This window comes from Aminivibrio pyruvatiphilus, from assembly GCF_004366815.1.
GTDB lineage: Bacteria > Synergistota > Synergistia > Synergistales > Aminobacteriaceae > Aminivibrio > Aminivibrio pyruvatiphilus.
In genome coordinates this window covers 64,470-82,163 of sequence record NZ_SORI01000001.1, presented here as the reverse complement: position 1 = coordinate 82,163, position 17,694 = coordinate 64,470, and the positions used below count along the sequence as shown (strand labels likewise).

Here is a 17,694-nt window from a genome sequence, read left to right as displayed (position 1 = left end):
TTCTTTTCACCGCAGAATCTGCGGCCGGATGGTCCTTTCAGAATCCGTGAACACCCAGAACGTGGAGCAGGGCCAGGAACGCCCCCCCGAGGGCGGAAACCTTGTGGGCCAGGAGCACCTTCGCCGGGGGCAGCACCTTTCTGAGCTGCCGTCCGAACAATCCTGTGATCACCGCCCCGGCCACGAGCGAAAAAGCGCCGATGCCGGTGGCCATGTAGTATTGTCCGAGCATGTTCTTCCCTCCTTGTTCATGTCATTCCGGTGCTGCCGCACTCCTGGGGGGCCGCGGGGAACAGCCCTCCCGTCTCTGCTTGCCCTAGCCGGAAACCGTGGAGGAGATGAGCTCCAGGGTGTTGCCGTCAGGGTCCTCCACGTAGACGATCTTCTTTCCCCTGTTGGCTCCGCCGGGAATCACGTTGACACCGCCGGCGAAGACCGCTCCCGCCTTGCGGAGGCGGTCGGCCAGGGCGTCGAAATCATCCGTGATGAAACATACGTGGGCGCTGCCCGTGTTGTTCGTGGACGTGTCGATCCTGACTCCCTTTCCGCCCATGTACTCCACGAGCTCGAAGGAAGCGTTGGGCAGGGAGAAATAGGCCACCTTCAGATGAGCCCCGGGAATGCCGGTAACTCCCTCGGAATAGACCGGGTCCCGCTCCCATATTCCTTCGAGCGTGAGGCCGAGGACATCCCTGTAGAACGCCACGGACCTTTCAAGATTCTCCACGGTAAAACTCGGATGATGCAGCGACAGGATCATGCCGTTTCCGCCTTTCGTCTCGTCTTGTTCTCGTACATCCTGGCATCGGCGACACCAATGACCTCCACGAGGTTGTTGCCGTCCCCGGGACAGGAAGCAATGCCGTAATCCAGCACCACTGCCGCATCCACACCCGGAATCTTCAATGTTTCAGCCCGCTCCTCCATACGCCGCATGGCGGAAGCAGCCTGGTCCACGGTGACGTCCGGCAGATAGAGAAGGAATTCATCCCCTCCGTACCGTCCTATCATATCGCAGGTTCTCAGGTTTGAGCTCATGAGGGAGGCTGTTTCCCGAAGCACCTCGTCTCCCGCCACATGGCCAAAACGGTCGTTGATGCTCTTGAAGTCTCCGAGGTCCACCAGCACCACCGATCCCCTGCCGCCGCTCCGGGCGATCCTCGAGCTTTCCTCCTCCAGGCGGCCCATAATATACCTTCGGTTCCACACCTGGGTGAGAGGGTCGATGAGGGCTTCCTGGCGTCTCTCCGCAAGCAGGTTGTTCAGGATCCAGAAGGTGGCGCCGTGCTCCGCCGTGATTTCCAGAAGCTCCTTTTCCGAGGGGGAAAATCCTTTCTCGTTGCATGCGGCGAGGACGGCGAACACATGGCCGTTGAAGGACATGGGCACCGCGAGGGTGGCCGGCCCTTCGTCCCCTTCGAGTCCGACGGGCTTCCCCGTCCGGAGGGCTTCGTCCGCTGCCCCGGAAATGCAGGGCAGCACGTCCTTTTCCTCCGCCCCTCCGGAATACCCGGCCAGAAGTCTGGAGTTCCCCTCCTCCTCGCCGGGAACCAGAATCCCCACGGTGGGAAACCCGAGCTCAGTACCAAGAATTCCGACAATCTTCCCCGAGAGGTCCTCGTTCGTCCGTTCCGCCGCCAGATGCTGGACCACCCTGTGGAGAAAGCCGAGCTGGCTGGCTTTCCTGTCGAGCTCTCTCCGGGCTTCCAGTTCCTCGAGGTGAAGGGCCACATAAAACCCCACGAGTCCGAGGAGATCTCTTTCCCGTACCCCGAAGGCGAACTTGTCGGCACTGTCCAGGCAGAGCACCCCCCAGTCCCTGCCCTTGTAGGAGATAGGGACGGCCACAATGGACCGGGCCTCGTCGGAATGGGGAACATACCAGGGGTCCATGGCCAGGTCGCCGGCAATGTAGGGCTTGCCCGTCCTGAGAACATATCCCACGATGCCTTTCCCTTCCGTGCCGAAACCGGCCTGGCCGGTCCGTTCAATCTCCCCCATGGCGTCCAGGGTGGTGTAGCGGGCCTCCCGGCCGCCCCGAATGCACAGGAAGAGATTCCTGAAGGAAACGATGGCCGGAAGGGATGAAAACAGGGCCCTGTGAATCTCCTCAGGGGTATCCGCCTCGGCGAAGAGGGCGAACAGGTCCAGCAGCATTCCCTGGTCGGAGGCGAGTTTTTCCAGTTCGGCCTTCTGGGCTTCCAGGGCGGCGGCGTTCTGTCTCAGGAGGTCTTCTGCCCGCTTCATGCCGGAAATATCGGTGATGAGCGCCAGAAGGGACCCGGAGGGCATGGAAGGATCCCTATCCAGAAGAGTGAGGGAGACATCCCCCCAGAAGGCAAGACCATCCGCCCTCAGAAACCGCACATCGGCCCTGCGGGTTCCGTTCATCTCCAGGAGGGCCTGCCGGAGCTCGTCCCGTCCCTGACCCGGGCCGGCAGCGGCAAGGTCAAAAACGGTCTTCTGCCGCAGCCGTTCCTGCGACAGGCCCGTCATGGCTTCCCAGGTGGCGTTGCAGGAAAGGAACCTGCCCTCTCCGTCGAGGATGGCGATACCAGAGGAGGCATTGTTGAAGACGGCCCTGAAACCGGCTTCTCTTCTCCGGATCTCCTCCTGCCGCTGCTTTCCGGTGAAAAAGACGCTTCCCAGAACAACGAGGAGGATAAGGGTCCCCACAAGCAGGTTTCTCTGGGTTCGCAGACCCCTGAGGGCAGCATCCACCTCGTCTCCGGGAGAGGCCATGATGACGGAGAGGCGTTTTCCTCCCATCCGGAGGGCATTCCAGGCCACAAGGAATCTCCTGCCGGCTTCCCCGCCGGGCAGCTCCAGGCTGCTCTTTCCCGACACGGCCCCGGAAACGAGACAACGGATGCTCTCCAGTTCAGGGGTCCCCTCCACGAAGCTCCCTTCGGACCAGCGCGCGGACGGGCCGCTGAGCCACACAAGGGAACCGTCCTCGGAAAGCACCAGGGAGATGCCCTTCTTTCCCCGGGCCATGGGGATGACATACCGGGCAAGGAGGGGCGAGAGATCAATCACGGTGAGGAGCACCCCCCGAAGGGTGCCTCCGGCCATGAGCCCGTCGGCAAAAAGGGCCATCTGCCGCTGGGAAGACACTTTCACGGCTCCTGACAATGCCGCGGTCTCCTCGGGAGAAAGATGGTGGTCACCGAGGCGGGCGGCACTCTCCAAGGCAAAGGTCCTGCCGTCATTTCCTGCCGGTGTGGAGCGGAAGGCCGAGACCGGGGGCCCTTTTTCACCCGGGGCTGGAAGGAAGTAAAAACCGAGTATCTCCGGCATGTTATACACCATGGGCTGGAGATAGTTCTGGGCTTCCGCGGGGGTCAAGATTCCGTTGAGGGTACCGGGAAACACATTGTTCAGAAGGAATCGGGCAGCAGCGTCCACAGAGGAAAAACGGTCCTCGGCGGCAAGTCGGGCGAGGGTCGCGGAGAGGAACTGCTGGTCGTTGAGGGCTTCTTCCTGCCGGGCAACCGCCCGTGCGTCAAGGTGATACAGCACGGCCACGGCACCTGCAGCGGCAAGGATCACAAGGAAGAGGGCGCGCCTGAACGGATCAAAACGCCCTTTCCTCCGGGGAAGCGAGAATCGGCTGCGTGTTCGCCTCAAGGCCCTGTTCTCCTGATTCTTTCGGATAGATGCATTTAGTACATTATACCAAAAAATGGATCTCCATTCCTTTTTTTCCCCTTTCCTCCCCCTCTTTTCTTTTCGTCCGCAAAATGCTAACATTTTGTTATCATATATGCTGCGGAGGTTGCCATGGAGACCCTGGGAAAGCTCGCGGTCCTCGCGGAAGGAGCGAAATACGACGTATCCTGCTCGTCCAGCGGAAGCGCCGGACGACGGGGCGCCGTGGGCAGCACCTCCCTCGGCGGCATCTGCCACAGCTGGTCCGACGACGGCCGGTGCATCTCCCTGCTCAAGGTCCTTTTCTCCAACGACTGCGTTTTCGACTGCGCCTACTGCGTGAATCGGCGGAGCGCCGACATCCCGCGGGCGACCTTCACTCCCCGGGAGCTCGCCGATCTGACCATCCAGATGTACCGCCGGAACTACATCGAGGGACTCTTCCTCAGTTCGGCCGTCGTCGGCTCCCCGGACGACACCATGGTGCAGCTCGTCCGGACGGCGAAAATCCTCCGGGAGGAGCACCGTTTCGGAGGGTATATCCACGCCAAGGCCATCCCAGGCGCCTCCCCCTCCCTTCTCGGCACCCTCGGGCTCCTCGCCGACAGGATGAGCGTGAACATCGAGCTGCCCTCCGAGACAAGCCTTCGGGCCCTGGCCCCCCAGAAGAGCCGGGACTCCATCCTCCGGCCCATGGCCTTCATCGGCGGTACCATCGAAGAGCGGAGGAAATGGCGGAAATCCGGCCGGTCAGGGCCGGCCTTCGTTCCCGCCGGGCAGAGCACCCAGCTCATGGTGGGCGCCTCCCCTGAGAACGACTTCACCATCCTGCGCCTGTCCGAAGGACTCTACCGGAGCTTCGGGCTCAAACGGGTCTACTATTCCGCCTACATCCCGGTGGCGGAAAACCCTCTCCTTCCCGCCCCCGCCACGAAGCCGCCCATGCTCAGGGAACACCGCCTCTACCAGGCGGACTGGCTCCTCCGGTTCTACGGCTTCAAGGCCGAAGAAGTCCTGAGCCCCCAGCAGCCCAACCTCGACGAAGCCCTGGACCCCAAGACGGGCTGGGCCCTGGCCCACCCGGACTTCTTTCCGGTGGACGTGAACAGGGCGTCCTGCGAGGAAATCCTCCGCGTTCCCGGAATCGGCGTCAGGTCCGCAAGGAGAATTCTTTCCGCCAGGAGGGGGCACCTCCTCGACGGCGACGACCTGACAAAACTGGGCGTGGTGATGAAAAGGGCCCGGTTCTTCATCTCCTGCAAAAGTGCGGCATTTCCCGCTTTTCCCGCCGGCGGGGACCTCAGGAGGCTGCTCGCCTCCCCTCCCCCGGGGAAGGACAATCTCCGCCAGCTCCGCCTGGAGTTCTGATCATGGCCGTCTGGACCTTCGACGGAACCTTCAACGGATTTCTCTGCCTGATCCATGAATCGGCACTCAAAAAAGAACGGCCCGAGGGAATCCTCAGGGCAGGCGAGACCCAGCCCCTCCTCTTCGAAACCGTACACACGGCCACCGATGAACGGCTGGCGGCTTCCGTGCGCACCGCCCTCGCCGCCAGATTTTCTCGAAGGATCCTCGCCGCCGGATACTACGCCTTTCTCAGCGCCATGCCTGAGAGGGAAATGGCTGTCTACCGCTATTTCGCCCTTGCATGGACCATGGGACCCCGGGCGGCGGGACTCCTGGCGGACGATAGGGTGAGAACCGTACACGAGGCGGGGCGGGCCGTGTCGAGGGAGCGGCACAGATTTCTCGGCCTTCTCCGGTTTTCGGAACTGGGCGGGGTGCTCTACGCTCCCTTTGAACCGGAAGGAGACATCCTTCCCCTTGTGGCCGGCCATTTCGCCCGGAGGCTCGGAGGTGAGCGGTGGATCATCCACGACACGGGCAGAAACAGGGCGGCGGTGTATGAAAATGGAATCTGGCGTGTATCGGCTTTCCGGACCGGCGGGCCCCTGCCTCTCTCCGGAAGGGAACGGGAGATCAGGGACCTCTGGAAGCGATATTTCTCCTCCACGGCGGTGCAGACCAGGAAAAATGCGGAATTGCAGCGGCAGTTCATGCCGAAAAAGTACTGGAAATACCTTCCGGAAAAAGAGCCTCCTGCCGAGTGAATGGATTCGCCCACCATGCGCACCGGCAAAAATCAGGAGTCTGCCGGAGAAAGCGCAGTTGCGGAGCGGTCTCTCTATTGAATCTCCCTCCCGGCGGCATTCGAACCGCGCGCAACCGAAAACCGTACTTCCACCTCATGTTCGCGCAGGTCGTTCACGAGCGGCACGATACCGCCGCTCTGTTCGGCGCCATCGACCGTCATCCCCATGGTTTCAGGGGGGGGTGTCCCTAAGGGAGAAGAAGCGGTCCCCTGTGGCGCGCCGGCGTTTTGCAGCATCCTGATGTTATAGACCGTATCCATGTACCGGTAGTGTATCGTGCACCCCTCCCACTCGGGAGGAAGACACGGAATGAAACGCAGCGTATTCGCTTCGACCACGAGTCCGAGAAGCGACTCGACGATCAGGCGGTACATCCATGCCGCCGATCCCGTGTACCATGTCCATCCGCCGCGGCCCAAATGCTGCGGAGCTACGTACACATCAGCCGCGACGACATACGGTTCCACTTTGTAGATATCGACCTCTTCAGGGGTCCGCCCGTGGTTCACCGGATTGATCATCGAAAAAACTTCCCACGCGCGGGGCGCATCCCCCAGCCGGGCAAAAGCCATGGAGGCCCAGACGGCGGCATGGGTGTACTGACCGCCGTTCTCCCGTACGCCGGGGACGTACCCCCTGATATACCCGGGATTCGGCTCTGACCTATCGAAGGGCGGGTCAAGCAGTTTGACAAGACGGTCTTCCCTGCTGACCAGATGCGTATCCACCGACTCCATCGCCTGAACGGTGCGGTCATGGTCCCCTGCGCCGGACAAAACCGACCAGCTCTGGGAGATTGAGTCAATACGGCACTCGCTGTTCTCCGCCGAACCGAGAGGAGAGCCGTCGTCGAAGTAGGCACGCCGATACCATTCTCCGTCCCATCCGCTTTTCTCAATATTGAGACACAGCACAAAAGCCTCCTGTTCGCACCGTTCGGCGAACAATGCATCGCCATAAGCGCGGGCGACTCCTGCGAAACGCGAAAGCACTTCGTAGAGGAAAAAACCCAGCCACACGCTCTCCCCCATCCCCTGAAGCCCGACCTTGTCCATACCGTCGTTCCAGTCGCCGGAGCCCATGAGCGGCAGTCCCCGCTCGCCGAACGAAAGTCCTTTCTCTATGGCCAGAACACAGTGCCGGTACAGGCTCGCAGTCTCTTCAGAATAACCCGGCAGGTCGTAATAGGACTCCTCCTCCTTGTTGAGGGGACGGCCCTGAAGAAACCGAACGGCTTCGTCCAGGACTCCGAAATCCCCGGTCACGACGACGTAGCGGGACGCCGCGAGAGGCAGCCAGAGGTAGTCGTCGGAACAGCGCGTCCGCACCCCCCGCCCCGTCGGCGGATGCCACCAGTGCTGCACATCCCCTTCGGGAAACTGGCGGGATGCGCACAGGAGCAGATGATCCCGAACAAGACCGGGTTTCGCGTGAACAAGCGCCATGGAATCCTGCAGTTGATCACGAAAGCCAAACGCCCCTCCCGACTGGTATGTCGCGCTTCGCGCCCACATGCGGCACGCCAGAGTCTGGTACAGAAGCCAGCCATTGACCAGAACGTCCAGAGAACGGTCGGGCGTTTCCGCATTAATCGCGCCAAGGGTGTGCGTCCAGTGCTGCCAGACGGCGTCAAGAGCCTCGCGGGCAGCGGATGGTCCCTTGAAGAGGGCGACGAGTCTGGCCGCCTCGTCCGCATCTTTGCACGCGCCAAGCCGAAAGACTATTTCGTGCTCCTGCCCGGCGGCCAGATCGAACCGGACCTGAATCGCGGCGCAGGGGTCAAGAGCCGCCCCGGTTCTGCCTGAGAGACCGGCGCGCTTCATTGCGGCGGGTGCGCCCGCCGTCCCGTTCCGTCCCAGGAACTCCGTCCGGTTTCCGCAGACGCTGCGCATCGGCTCGTCCACGTCGAAGAAAGCAGTTCGGCCGGGAAACTCAGTGTTGTACGGATTGCGCGCGAAGAGCGCACCGCTGTTCGGCTCGACCTCCGTTATTACGTGCATACTCGATTTCGGGCGCAGGTCGCCGAGCACCCACTCGATAAACCCTGTGGCGGAAAGACGGCGGGAACGTTCCGAGAGATTGTGCACCCTGAGCACAAAGAATTTCACCGGAGCGTCCAGGGCCACATACATCCACAATTCGGAACGGATATCGCGCTCTGTGTGCTCGAAGACGGTGTAGCCGAACCCGTGCCTGGCGACGTACGGAGTCGCTCCCCGGCACGGGAACGGAGCGGGCGACCAGTAGTGTCCGCGCTCCTCGTCGCGAAGATAGAACGCCTCGCCGCCCGAAGCGCTCACAGGATCGTTCCCCCACGGAGTAATGCGGAATTCGTGGGCATTCTCGCTCCACGTATAGGCCGAACCGTTCTCGGTGACAACGCTTCCGAAATCCGGATTGGCCAGGACGTTCACCCACGGCGCCGGTGTCCGCAGTCCGCGGGCGGTCGTGATGACATACTCGCGCCCGTCGGGAGTGAACCCGCCGAGTCCGTTGCAGAACATGAGATCGTTGCGCGGCGACGGGGCCGACGGAAGCTGTTCGGGAAGAGGGGGGTGAACGGGCACAAAGAGAGGAACCGAAACATTCCCGGAGGTGCGGCCGCCGGTCTGCTCCTCCAGAGTTCCCCGGGTGTCGGAGACGATGACCCGTGCAACCGTCTGGAAAAGGATGCGGTCCTCTTCCGCGATCTGTTCAGCAATCCGTACGAAGATACCGCCCGGCCGATCGGTAAAACGTGCTTCGACAACCGAGGAGACAATTCCCACGATGCTGTCGTGAAGAAGCTGCCGGTAGCCTGCCCGGTCCTCGTTCCAGATCACGAGGTCGACAGCCAGCCCCTTGAGGCGCCAGTAGGCATGTGCCTGCACAAGCTGACGCACCAGGTCGATATTGGCCGGATCGGTTATTCGCAGAAGCACAATCGGGAGATCTCCGGAGATCGCGTACCCCCAGAGCCCCGATTGCCCACGGCGGTTTTTAACGAGGAGATTCTGTTCGGCCCGAAGCGCAGCATTGGCGTAGAGAATCGAACCGGCAATCCGTGAATAGAGCTGAGCATCGGCCTCCGACACATTTATCTGCCGCAGGAGAACCTGTCCGTGAGTCCATGCAAGATCAAAGACACGGTCTGCGAGACGCCTGTCCTGATATTTTCCTATCATATCCATCGCTTGTTTTCGGGTTTCGCCGATGCCCGAGACGATATTCACCGTGACCGATTCCTCGGGGGCCAGCGTTATCCGGCAGCGGATGGAGACTATGGGATCCAGCACCGAGCCCTCGCTGTCCGAGAGCGGCGCTGGACCGGCGCCGCCGCTCCGTTCCAGCGCCTGCGGATTTTCGACGCTGTTTCCGTACCCGATGAACTTCATCCGGTCGGTCTCGTAGGAGGCTTCTCCCACCGATGCCCCGCGCACCGTCATCATATGAAGCATCCAGGGAGGATCCTCTCCGTCGACCCGCGGACGGCGGGTGCAGAGAATCGCCCGTTCTCTGCGGAGTATTTCGGTCTGTACGAAAAGATTGCTGAACGCGGGATGAAGAGCGTCTGCGGCAGGCGGAGCCAGAACGACCTCCGCATAGCTGGTTACCTCGACCTCACGGCGCGTCCTCGCGCGGTTGGTGATGCGGATGCGGCGCAGCTCGATATCATCCTCGGTCGAGACGGCGATCTCAGTATAGATGTCGTATTCGTGATCGCGGACACGGAACTCCGCCCGCCCCTCCGAGAAGATGGCCTCGTACTGCTCGGGGCTTTTCAGTGTCGGCTGATAGGTATTCGACCAGAAGTCGCCGCTTGCCGTGTCGCGAATGTAACAGAAAGCGCCCCAGTTGTCGCGGGTTGGATCCTCCCGCCAGCGGGTCACCGCAAGCTCTTTCCAGCGGCTGTAGCCGCCGCCTGAAGCCGTTACCGCCACATGGTACCTTCCGTTCGACAGCAACTGCACTTCCGGGTTCGGCGTATCCGGAGTACGGAAAATGCGTATGGACGTCTCGGGAACCCCCGAAACAGTCCGCGACTCGAAGTGTTCAATGGCGTCGACAAAGAACGCTGTCGCTTTTGGAATCTGTTCCTGGAGCAGCAGGAGCGTCGCCTGAAACAGCGGGCTGGACTCGAATCGCCGCTGTATTGAACGGTCAAGAAGCAGATTCGCCAGGGAGAGCAGCCCCATTCCCTGATGATGGGTCATGAAGGAACGAACCGTCGCGTGCGGCTGGTTGCGATGTAAGCGCGACGGAGTGTAGTCGATCGCTTCGTAGAAGCCGAACCAGCTTTCAAAGCCTTCCGCGGAGAGACGCTCAAGATTCGAACACGCCTCTTCCGGGGCCACCATGAGCGCCAGCATCGAAGCATAGGGCGCGATCACCAGATCCTCGGCAAGCCCCCGCTGTATTCCCAGTCCCGGCACACCGAACGCTCTGTACTGATAGTTGAGGTGAACATCGAATGCATTGTACCCAGATTCCGAAATACCCCAGGGGACGGTGCGCATCTCCCCGTACTTGATCTGCATGGCCACAACCGCATTGTACGTCTCGTCGAGCAGCGTGTGCTCATAGGTCGGCATCACCAGAAGCGGCATCAGGTATTCGAACATGGACCCGCTCCAGGAGAGAAGCATCGGAATTCCTCCGGCGGCGGTAAGCCGTCGCCCCAGGGCGAACCAGCTCTCCTGCGGCAGTCTCCCCTGGGAAATGGCCACGAACGTGGCGAACCGCGCCTCGGAAGCAAGAAGGTCATAGTAGCCTGCGTCCGGACGACGCTCGTCGACATTGTAGCCGATAGCCAGCAAATGGCGTGTTTCATCGTACAGGAAACCGTATTCCATCCGGGCAAGCTCGTCGCACAGATTCGCGATTTCTTCGGTGTCCTCAATCCTCTTGCGGGCGCGTTTTCCCGACTCAGCGAGAAGACCGGCGAGCGTATCGAGTCCGTCCCGCTCCTCAGGCGGGCAGGCGGCACGACGCAGTTCGATCGAAGGAAGAATCTTTTTTTCCAGCAAGGCCAGTTCACGCAGTGTCGGAAAAGAACCGGGATCGGGAAGGTTTTCGAAGATATACCCTGAGGAAGAATTCACCGCCCAGGGAACGAGAAACGTCAGTTCGTCAATCCCATCCCTGCATTGCCTTGCAAAGGTTTGGAGCCACCCCTTCAGATTATTCCCGGCATCCCTATCGTTCGACTCGGCAGCGGCGGCTGCTGAGGCTGATTCTTCCAGCCGTTCCAGTGCGAGCCGCAGAGCCTCGGGCGCCGCAGCCCCAGAGGAGAGAGCGGATTCCATGTCCATGCGAAGACGGGAGAGCCATGAAGGCTGGGTGCTTCCCGAAAAGAGCGCCTGGGCCCCGGCTATGATTCCGAGGGTATCGTTCAGCCCCTCGAAGAAACGGGGGTCGAAGATGCTGTGATCTGCAAGCGCCAGCACTCCCCTCTGGAGCGTCAACAGGTACCCTGCGAGGTTTCCGCTGTCCACCGTCGAAACATACAGAGGCGTCAGCGGCTTCAGAGTGCGTGTATCGTACCAGTTGTAAAAGTGCCCTCGATACCGTTCCAGCCCCTCCATGGTACGCAGAGTCCGCCCCGTCAGTTCGAGAAACCGCCCCGCAGATATATAGCCGAAATCAAAGGCCGACATATTCGCCAGCAGGGCGACCCCCATATTGGTGGGCGACGTGCGGTGTGCGATTACCTCAACAGGATGCTCCTGATAGTTGTCGGGAGGCAGCCAGTTGTCTTCCCGGCCGATGAACGTCTCGAAAAATGACCATGTCTTCCTGGCGATTCTGCGCAAAAACACCCGCTGCTCCTCCGTCGGAAGCATTCGGCGTCGAGTCAGAGGCCGGCTTGTCCACCATGCGACCGCGGGCGACACGCACCAGAGAGCGAGTACGGGGCCAGCCGCGAAAAACAGTGCCCCCACCCCGGCCGACGGGATCGCCAGGCATACGATCACGGCCGTAACCGGCGCACTCCACATAGTCCGATACGCCTCCCTGAGATCCGCGTGCCCGGCACGCTCCGGACCTCCCGACGGATTCCATTCGAGCATCGTTTTTTTCGTGACCGCCATCCTGACAAGCGTCAGCATTATCGCGTCCATGCTGAAGAACGCCTCGTAGGGCAGGCAGATGAACGTAAACGCGTCCCGGGCCAGGCCCCTCGCCGCCGAATCCAGAGCAGCGGCAAAGTGCTGCCGGGGAGCGACATCGTTCGGTTTTGAAAAGAGGTTCAGGGCGGAGGAGATGAAAGAAGGGATCAGGATGACACCCGCCGCCGCAAGTGTCCAGAATAGAGGCGAGGGAGAAAGAAACCAGCCCGCCGCCAGCAGGAGCATCAGCGCCGGTGCCATCAGGCTGCGCCGAAGATTGTCGAAGATCTTCCAGCGGGAGAGCATGGAGAGCGGATTTTTCCGCAGCCTCCCGTCCGCTTCCGGAACCCGCGGCAAGCACCACTGCGCAATCTGCCAGTCACCGCGAATCCATCGGTGACGCCGGCTCACATCAGCCTGGTAGCGAGACGGATACTCTTCGTAGAGCTGTACGTCGCTCAACAGTCCGGCCCTGGCGTAGCACCCCTCCAGGAGATCGTGGCTGAGAATGCGGTTTTCGGGAAAGCGCCCTCTCAAAGCCAGCTCGAACGCGTCGATATCATAGATCCCCTTGCCGATGAAGGAACCTTCGCCGAAAAGGTCCTGATACACGTCGGAGACGGCCCTTGTATACGGATCGATGCCGAGTTCACTCGTCCACAGGCGCGCATACCTCGACCGGTTCGTTCCGATAATGCTCACCGCCACGCGCGGCTGCAGAATGCCGTACCCGGCCGTTACCCGCCTGCGCTCTTCATCGTACCTCGCCCGATTGAGCGGATGCGCCATGACGCCGACAAACTGCCGGGCTGAATCGCGGGGCAGCTGTGTATCTGTGTCCAGGGTGATTACATACTTCACCCCGGACAGTCCGGATATCTCTCCCACGACGAGGGCGAAAGCATCCTCGCCGCCGCCGCGAAGGAACGCGTTCAAAGCGGCGAGCTTGCCTCTTTTTCGCTCGTACCCCATCCACACGCCTTCCTGTGGATTCCAGCGGCGGGGGCGATGGAACAGGAAGAAAATATCTCTCTCCGCCCTCCGGTACTTTTCATTCAGCGCCTCGATTCTTTCCCGGGCGGTCTTCAGGAGGAACGCATCTTCCGGCAGCGTTTTTTCCGCGGCATCCGGAAAGTCAGTGAGCAGGCCAAAGAGGAGGTGATCGTCCCTATTGGCCAGGAAGCGGACTTCCATTGCCGCGACCAGCTCTTCAACGCCGGAAACGCTGCTGAACATGGTCGGGGTAACTGCCAGGGTCAGCAGCTCCGCCGGTATGCCCCCGGAGAGGTCCATGCGCGGCAGCAGGCGCGGCGAAGCCATCAGCGTCGCCAGCCAGTTCGCAAGTGCGATCGACAGGTGACCGGCGCAGAGGAAGGAAAGCAGTCCAAGCAGAATGGCCGCACCTGTCGCCGTCCCGTCGAGGAGGGTTTTCGCGACGAGCCCTCCCGAGAGAACAGCGGTCAGCAGCAGGATACTCACGAGATAGAGCGCCAATGGGCAGCGGCGGCAAAGTCCGGCCGCTCCGAACGCAAGTGAAAAGCGGCCCCCCGACTCGCGTTCAAGACGAGCCGTTCCTTCGTCGATCAAATAGAATCCCACGTGTGCCGTTCTGTCGCCGTCGCCTCTTTCGGCCGCTCCTTCGCGGGCAAGCTGAATCGCCTTGCGGGCAACGTCAATCTCGGAACACGGACTGTTCTTTGCGATCCGCGCCACAACATGGCGATACCGGTCGCGGGTGGTAAAATCCATCCTGCGGTAGATCCCGGCGGGATCCTCTTCCAGGGTTTGCTCCACGATACTCATCGTCTCGACGAACTTGCGCCAGTCCATCGCCCCCAGAAAACGGAGGCTGCCTATGCTGTTGCGTATAGAAGCCTGATCCACCGTCTGCCTCTGATTTTCGGAGCGCACGCACTGTTCGATCGTCAGGCCGTTCTCCGACAGCTGCTGCTCCATCCACGTCAAAGGCAGAGTCAGAGCGGTCCCCTGTCCCTGTAGCCGGCGAGTCAGCTCTGCGACAAAGGAAGCGTCCATGGGCGGATTTGAACGAGCCATATCGGCGATCGGCAGAATCAGGTTCTTTGGATCCTCCGACGCCACATGGATCATCCGGTCGGCCCAGAATTCCGCAAGGTTGCGATACGCGCGCGCAGCAATCAGCCGATCCGCAACCTGCCTGAGGTTCTCTATCAGCGCCAGCCTCAGCATGATCGGGATAGCCCAGAGCTCCCCCAGCTTGAGCGTCGTCACCGACAGATAGGACTTGACGAAGCGGACGAGGTTTTCCGGATCCACCCGCCCGTCGCAATGCGAAATCGTCTCCCTGGCTATGTCGTACACCCGCGGGAACTCCTCCGCCGAATCGCCTGTCAAATACGGCAGTTCCCGGCTGTATCCCTTCGGCAAATGCCGCCTGGCCGTCCTGATCTGTTCTTCGATCAAATGAAAGTTGTCGAGCAGCCATTCTCCGGCCGGCACTATCCTGCGCCCGGCCTCGGCGTCATCCTCCATCTGGCCGTAAGCTTCACGCAGGAGCTTCTCGTTTCCATCCAGCAGAGGCAGAAGAGAATCCCGTGGATGTCCGGACTGCACACGATGCCTGCGCGCAAGAATTTTCCCATGCTGCTCCATCTGATCTGCACTGAACAGCTCTGTTCCGAAGGAGACTTCCTGAGCCCGTCCGAAAAACTGTTTTCCGCGGGAATTATACACTGCAGAATCTTCTGCACCGCTCATGTATGTGGAACGCAACCTTCGCAAACTCATGAAGGACAAGATTTTTTTCCAAAGGGATTTGCTGTCCATTGTGATGTCTCCTTCTGCGGAACCTGAGGAAGGAAGGCGCTCAGATCACGTTTATAAAAAATAGAATATTATTTATATTATTGATTATTTTATATTTTGAGTGGGGGATTGTCAAGCCCGCCTGCACAGGGTGTAAAGGGACAGGAATATAGTCATCTCAAAGCAGAGATGGATATTGCAGGTGAAATTTTTCCGCAGGAAATCGATATACCGGGGAACACCTTTACCCGCCGCTCACGGGAAAAAGTCCGGAAACAATCACCGGTTCCCTGAGGCGGGCCACCCTGGACACTTCCGGAAAGGTTCCCAAACCTTTTTTCTCCTGATACCTCAATATCTACTCCTTCAAATTCTGATACAGCTTCCGTCGTGTATAGTTTTTCGATTTCCCAGTGCAAAAATTCTTACCATAGAGTAAAATACATTTTCAAAGTACGAAACCACCAGCAAGGAGGAGACGCTATGGCGAAAAAATTCCTGGACAAGGATTTCCTTCTCGAATCCAAGCCCGCCCAGAAACTCTACCATGAATACGCGGCGCCCATGCCCATCTTCGACTACCACTGCCACATCCCCCCCTCGGACATCCTCTCGGACAGGCAGTTCAAGAACCTCACGGAAATCTGGCTCGGAGGCGACCACTACAAGTGGAGGGCCATGAGGGCCTGCGGCGTGGACGAACGGTTCATCACCGGCGACGCCCCGGACGAGGACAAGTTCGCCGCCTGGGCGGGGGTGGTACCCCGGATCGTCCGCAACCCTCTCTACCACTGGACCCATCTCGAACTCCAGAGGGTCTTCGGCGTGAACGAACTCCTGAATCCCGACACCGCGGGCGAGATTTACAGCCACTGCACCGCCCTCCTCGGGAAGAAGGAATACTCCGCGAGATCCCTGATCAGGAAATTCAAGGTGGAGGCCCTCTGCACCACCGACGATCCCTCCTCCACCCTCGAGGAGCACAGACAGATTCGGGAGAGCGGCTTCGAGACCATTGTCGCTCCAGCCTTCCGGCCCGACAGGGCCCTGGAAGGACACCTCCCGGAGAAGTTCAATCCCTGGCTTGACCGGCTGGCGGAACTGGCGGAGGTGAAGATCGACTCCTTCGGCCGGTTCATCGAATGCCTCTGGAAGAGACACCAGTTCTTCCACGACAACGGATGCCGCCTCTCCGACTACGGCATCGAAACCTGCTACGCCTCCGACTGGACATCGGAAGAGGTGGAAACCTCCTTCGCCATTCTCAGGAGCGGCCGTGCCCTCTCCGGGGAACCCCTCCTCAGGTTCCGCTCGGCGGTGCTCTACGAACTTCTGTCCATGGACGCCTCCCAGGGGTGGACCCAGCAGCTCCACCTGGGAGCGCTGAGGAACAACAACTCCCGGATGCTGACAAAGCTCGGGCCCGACACGGGATACGACGCCATGGGCGACTTCGAGCAGGGGCGCCCCCTCGTGCGGCTCCTCGACAGGCTGGAGAGGACCGGAAAGCTGGCAAAGACCATCGTGTACTCCCTGAACCCCAGGGACAACGACATGATCCCCTCCATCCTTGGGTGCTTCCAGGACGGGTCGGCGCCGGGAAAGATGCAGATGGGCTCCGCCTGGTGGTTCACCGACACGAAGGACGGCATGACCAGGCAGATCGAGGCTCTCTCCTCCGTGGGCGTGCTCTCGGGATTCGTGGGAATGCTCACCGATTCCAGGAGCCTTCTCTCCTACCCGAGACACGAGTACTTCCGGAGAATTCTCTGCAATATCATCGGCGGCGACGTGGAAAGGGGCGAGATTCCGGAGGACTATGCCCTGCTGGGCGGCATGGTCCGGGACATCTGCTGGAACAACGCGAAGGAGTACTTCCGGCTCCATTCCGCCTGACAAAACGCATTTTCATACAGAGCCGGCCTCTGATTGCGTTTTCGGAATAGGCCGACTACAATAAGCAAGGCTTCTATTTCAAAATTTAAAGGAGGAGATTGAATGAAACGGTTCCTTTTGGTTCTCGCTGTTCTCGCAGTTGCGGTTTCGGCCCTTCCGGCGGCGGCGGCTCCGGAGATGGTGCTCCGCCTCGGGGAAACCCACGTGGCGGATTACCCCACCACCAAGGGCGACATGGAGTTCGCCCGGCTGGTGGAGGAACGCACCGGCGGCAGGATCAAGATCGAGGTCTACCACAGCAAGCAGCTCGGCGAGGAAAAGGCCGTCATCGAGCAGGTGCAGTTCGGAGCCGTGGACTTCACCAGGGTGAGCATCTCTCCTCTCGCCGCCTTCGCCCCGGCCTTCGACGCCCTTCAGATGCCCTACCTCTACCGGGACGAGGAACATATGTGGAAGGTCCTCAACGGTCCCATCGGCGAAGAATTCCTGAACAGCCTCGAGCCCGCCAACTTCGTGGGACTGGCATGGTATGACTCCGGCGCCCGGAATTTCTACAACTCCAAGAGAGAGATCAAGTCCGTGGCCGACCTGAAGGGACTGAAGATCCGCGTCCAGGAAAGCAAGCTCATGATGGGGCTGGTCTCCGCCCTCGGCGCCGTTCCCACCCCCATGCCCTTCGGCGAGGTGTACAGCGCCCTCCAGACAGGCGTCATCGAAGGGGCCGAGAACAACTGGCCCAGCTACTTCTCCACGAGCCACTACGAGGTGGCGAAATACTTCACCCTCGACGGCCATACCAGGGTTCCCGAGATCCTGATCGCCAGCAAGATCACCATGGACAGGCTCTCGAAGGAAGACCAGGAGATCATCAGGAAGTCTGCGAAGGATTCCATGCCCTTCCAGATCAAGCTCTGGAAGGAGTTCGAGAAGGTGTCCGAGGAAAAAGTCACCGCCGCCGGGTCCATAATCACCCACCTCACCCCTGAAGCCGTGGCAGAGTTCCAGAAGGCCATGGAGCCCCTGTATTCGGAGCTGAAGCCTGAACTGCAGGCAGTGGTCAGGAAGATTCAGGAAGTGAAATAGCTGTCCCGCAGGGGAAAGCCTGTACAGGCTTTCCC

Annotated in this window: 8 protein-coding genes; 4 read left to right on the top strand and 4 right to left on the bottom strand. The window is 60.5% G+C overall.

Annotation, left to right across the window (positions count from 1 at the left end; all coding sequences use genetic code 11):
• Window positions 1-37 precede the first annotated feature (37 nt).
• From C8D99_RS00270 to C8D99_RS00260, 3 genes are all read right to left on the bottom strand, one after another.
• Entirely contained in the window at window positions 38-232 is a 195-nt protein-coding gene (locus C8D99_RS00270; protein WP_133955168.1) for a hypothetical protein, read from the bottom strand.
• 84 nt (window positions 233-316) lie between these two features.
• Complete coding sequence (locus C8D99_RS00265) at window positions 317-760, bottom strand: VOC family protein (RefSeq protein ID WP_133955166.1); 444 nt, start codon at window positions 758-760, stop codon at window positions 317-319.
• Window positions 757-3,630, bottom strand: a complete 2,874-nt coding sequence (locus tag C8D99_RS00260; protein ID WP_166669934.1) for a diguanylate cyclase — start codon at window positions 3,628-3,630, stop codon at window positions 757-759. Before C8D99_RS00260 ends, C8D99_RS00265 begins: the two co-directional genes overlap by 4 nt.
• Window positions 3,631-3,783: 153 nt before the next feature.
• Between C8D99_RS00260 and C8D99_RS00255 the strand changes: the two genes are divergently transcribed.
• Entirely contained in the window at window positions 3,784-5,019 is a 1,236-nt protein-coding gene (locus C8D99_RS00255; protein WP_133955162.1) for a putative DNA modification/repair radical SAM protein, read from the top strand.
• 2 nt (window positions 5,020-5,021) lie between these two features.
• Window positions 5,022-5,765 (top strand): TIGR03915 family putative DNA repair protein, encoded by a 744-nt coding sequence (locus tag C8D99_RS00250; protein WP_133955160.1) that lies wholly within the window; start codon window positions 5,022-5,024, stop codon window positions 5,763-5,765.
• A gap of 74 nt (window positions 5,766-5,839) precedes the next feature.
• Here C8D99_RS00250 and C8D99_RS00245 read toward each other — a convergent pair whose 3' ends face one another.
• Window positions 5,840-14,701 (bottom strand): GH36-type glycosyl hydrolase domain-containing protein, encoded by an 8,862-nt coding sequence (locus C8D99_RS00245; RefSeq protein WP_208321018.1) that lies wholly within the window; start codon window positions 14,699-14,701, stop codon window positions 5,840-5,842.
• Window positions 14,702-15,163: 462 nt separating this feature from the next.
• On the opposite strand from C8D99_RS00245, the gene uxaC reads away from it, so the two are divergent.
• Both uxaC and C8D99_RS00235 read left to right on the top strand, forming a co-directional pair.
• Window positions 15,164-16,576: a glucuronate isomerase gene (gene uxaC / locus C8D99_RS00240; protein ID WP_133955158.1), complete on the top strand. Its 1,413-nt coding sequence runs from the start codon at window positions 15,164-15,166 to the stop codon at window positions 16,574-16,576.
• A 102-nt stretch (window positions 16,577-16,678) separates the two neighbouring features.
• Window positions 16,679-17,659 carry a TRAP transporter substrate-binding protein gene (locus C8D99_RS00235; RefSeq protein ID WP_133955156.1) on the top strand — a complete coding sequence of 327 codons (981 nt, stop codon included), beginning with the start codon at window positions 16,679-16,681 and terminating at the stop codon, window positions 17,657-17,659.
• Window positions 17,660-17,694 lie beyond the last annotated feature (35 nt).

Bases quoted from the DNA above. Each gene is read 5' to 3' on its own strand.
- C8D99_RS00235 (WP_133955156.1), top strand. From the start codon at position 16,679: ATGAAACGGTTCCTTTTGGTTCTCGCTGTTCTCGCAGTTGCGGTTTCG.
- C8D99_RS00245 (WP_208321018.1), bottom strand. From the start codon at position 14,701: ATGGACAGCAAATCCCTTTGGAAAAAAATCTTGTCCTTCATGAGTTTG.
- C8D99_RS00265 (WP_133955166.1), bottom strand. From the start codon at position 760: ATGATCCTGTCGCTGCATCATCCGAGTTTTACCGTGGAGAATCTTGAA.
- C8D99_RS00270 (WP_133955168.1), bottom strand. From the start codon at position 232: ATGCTCGGACAATACTACATGGCCACCGGCATCGGCGCTTTTTCGCTC.
- C8D99_RS00250 (WP_133955160.1), top strand. From the start codon at position 5,022: ATGGCCGTCTGGACCTTCGACGGAACCTTCAACGGATTTCTCTGCCTG.
- C8D99_RS00255 (WP_133955162.1), top strand. From the start codon at position 3,784: ATGGAGACCCTGGGAAAGCTCGCGGTCCTCGCGGAAGGAGCGAAATAC.
- uxaC (WP_133955158.1), top strand. From the start codon at position 15,164: ATGGCGAAAAAATTCCTGGACAAGGATTTCCTTCTCGAATCCAAGCCC.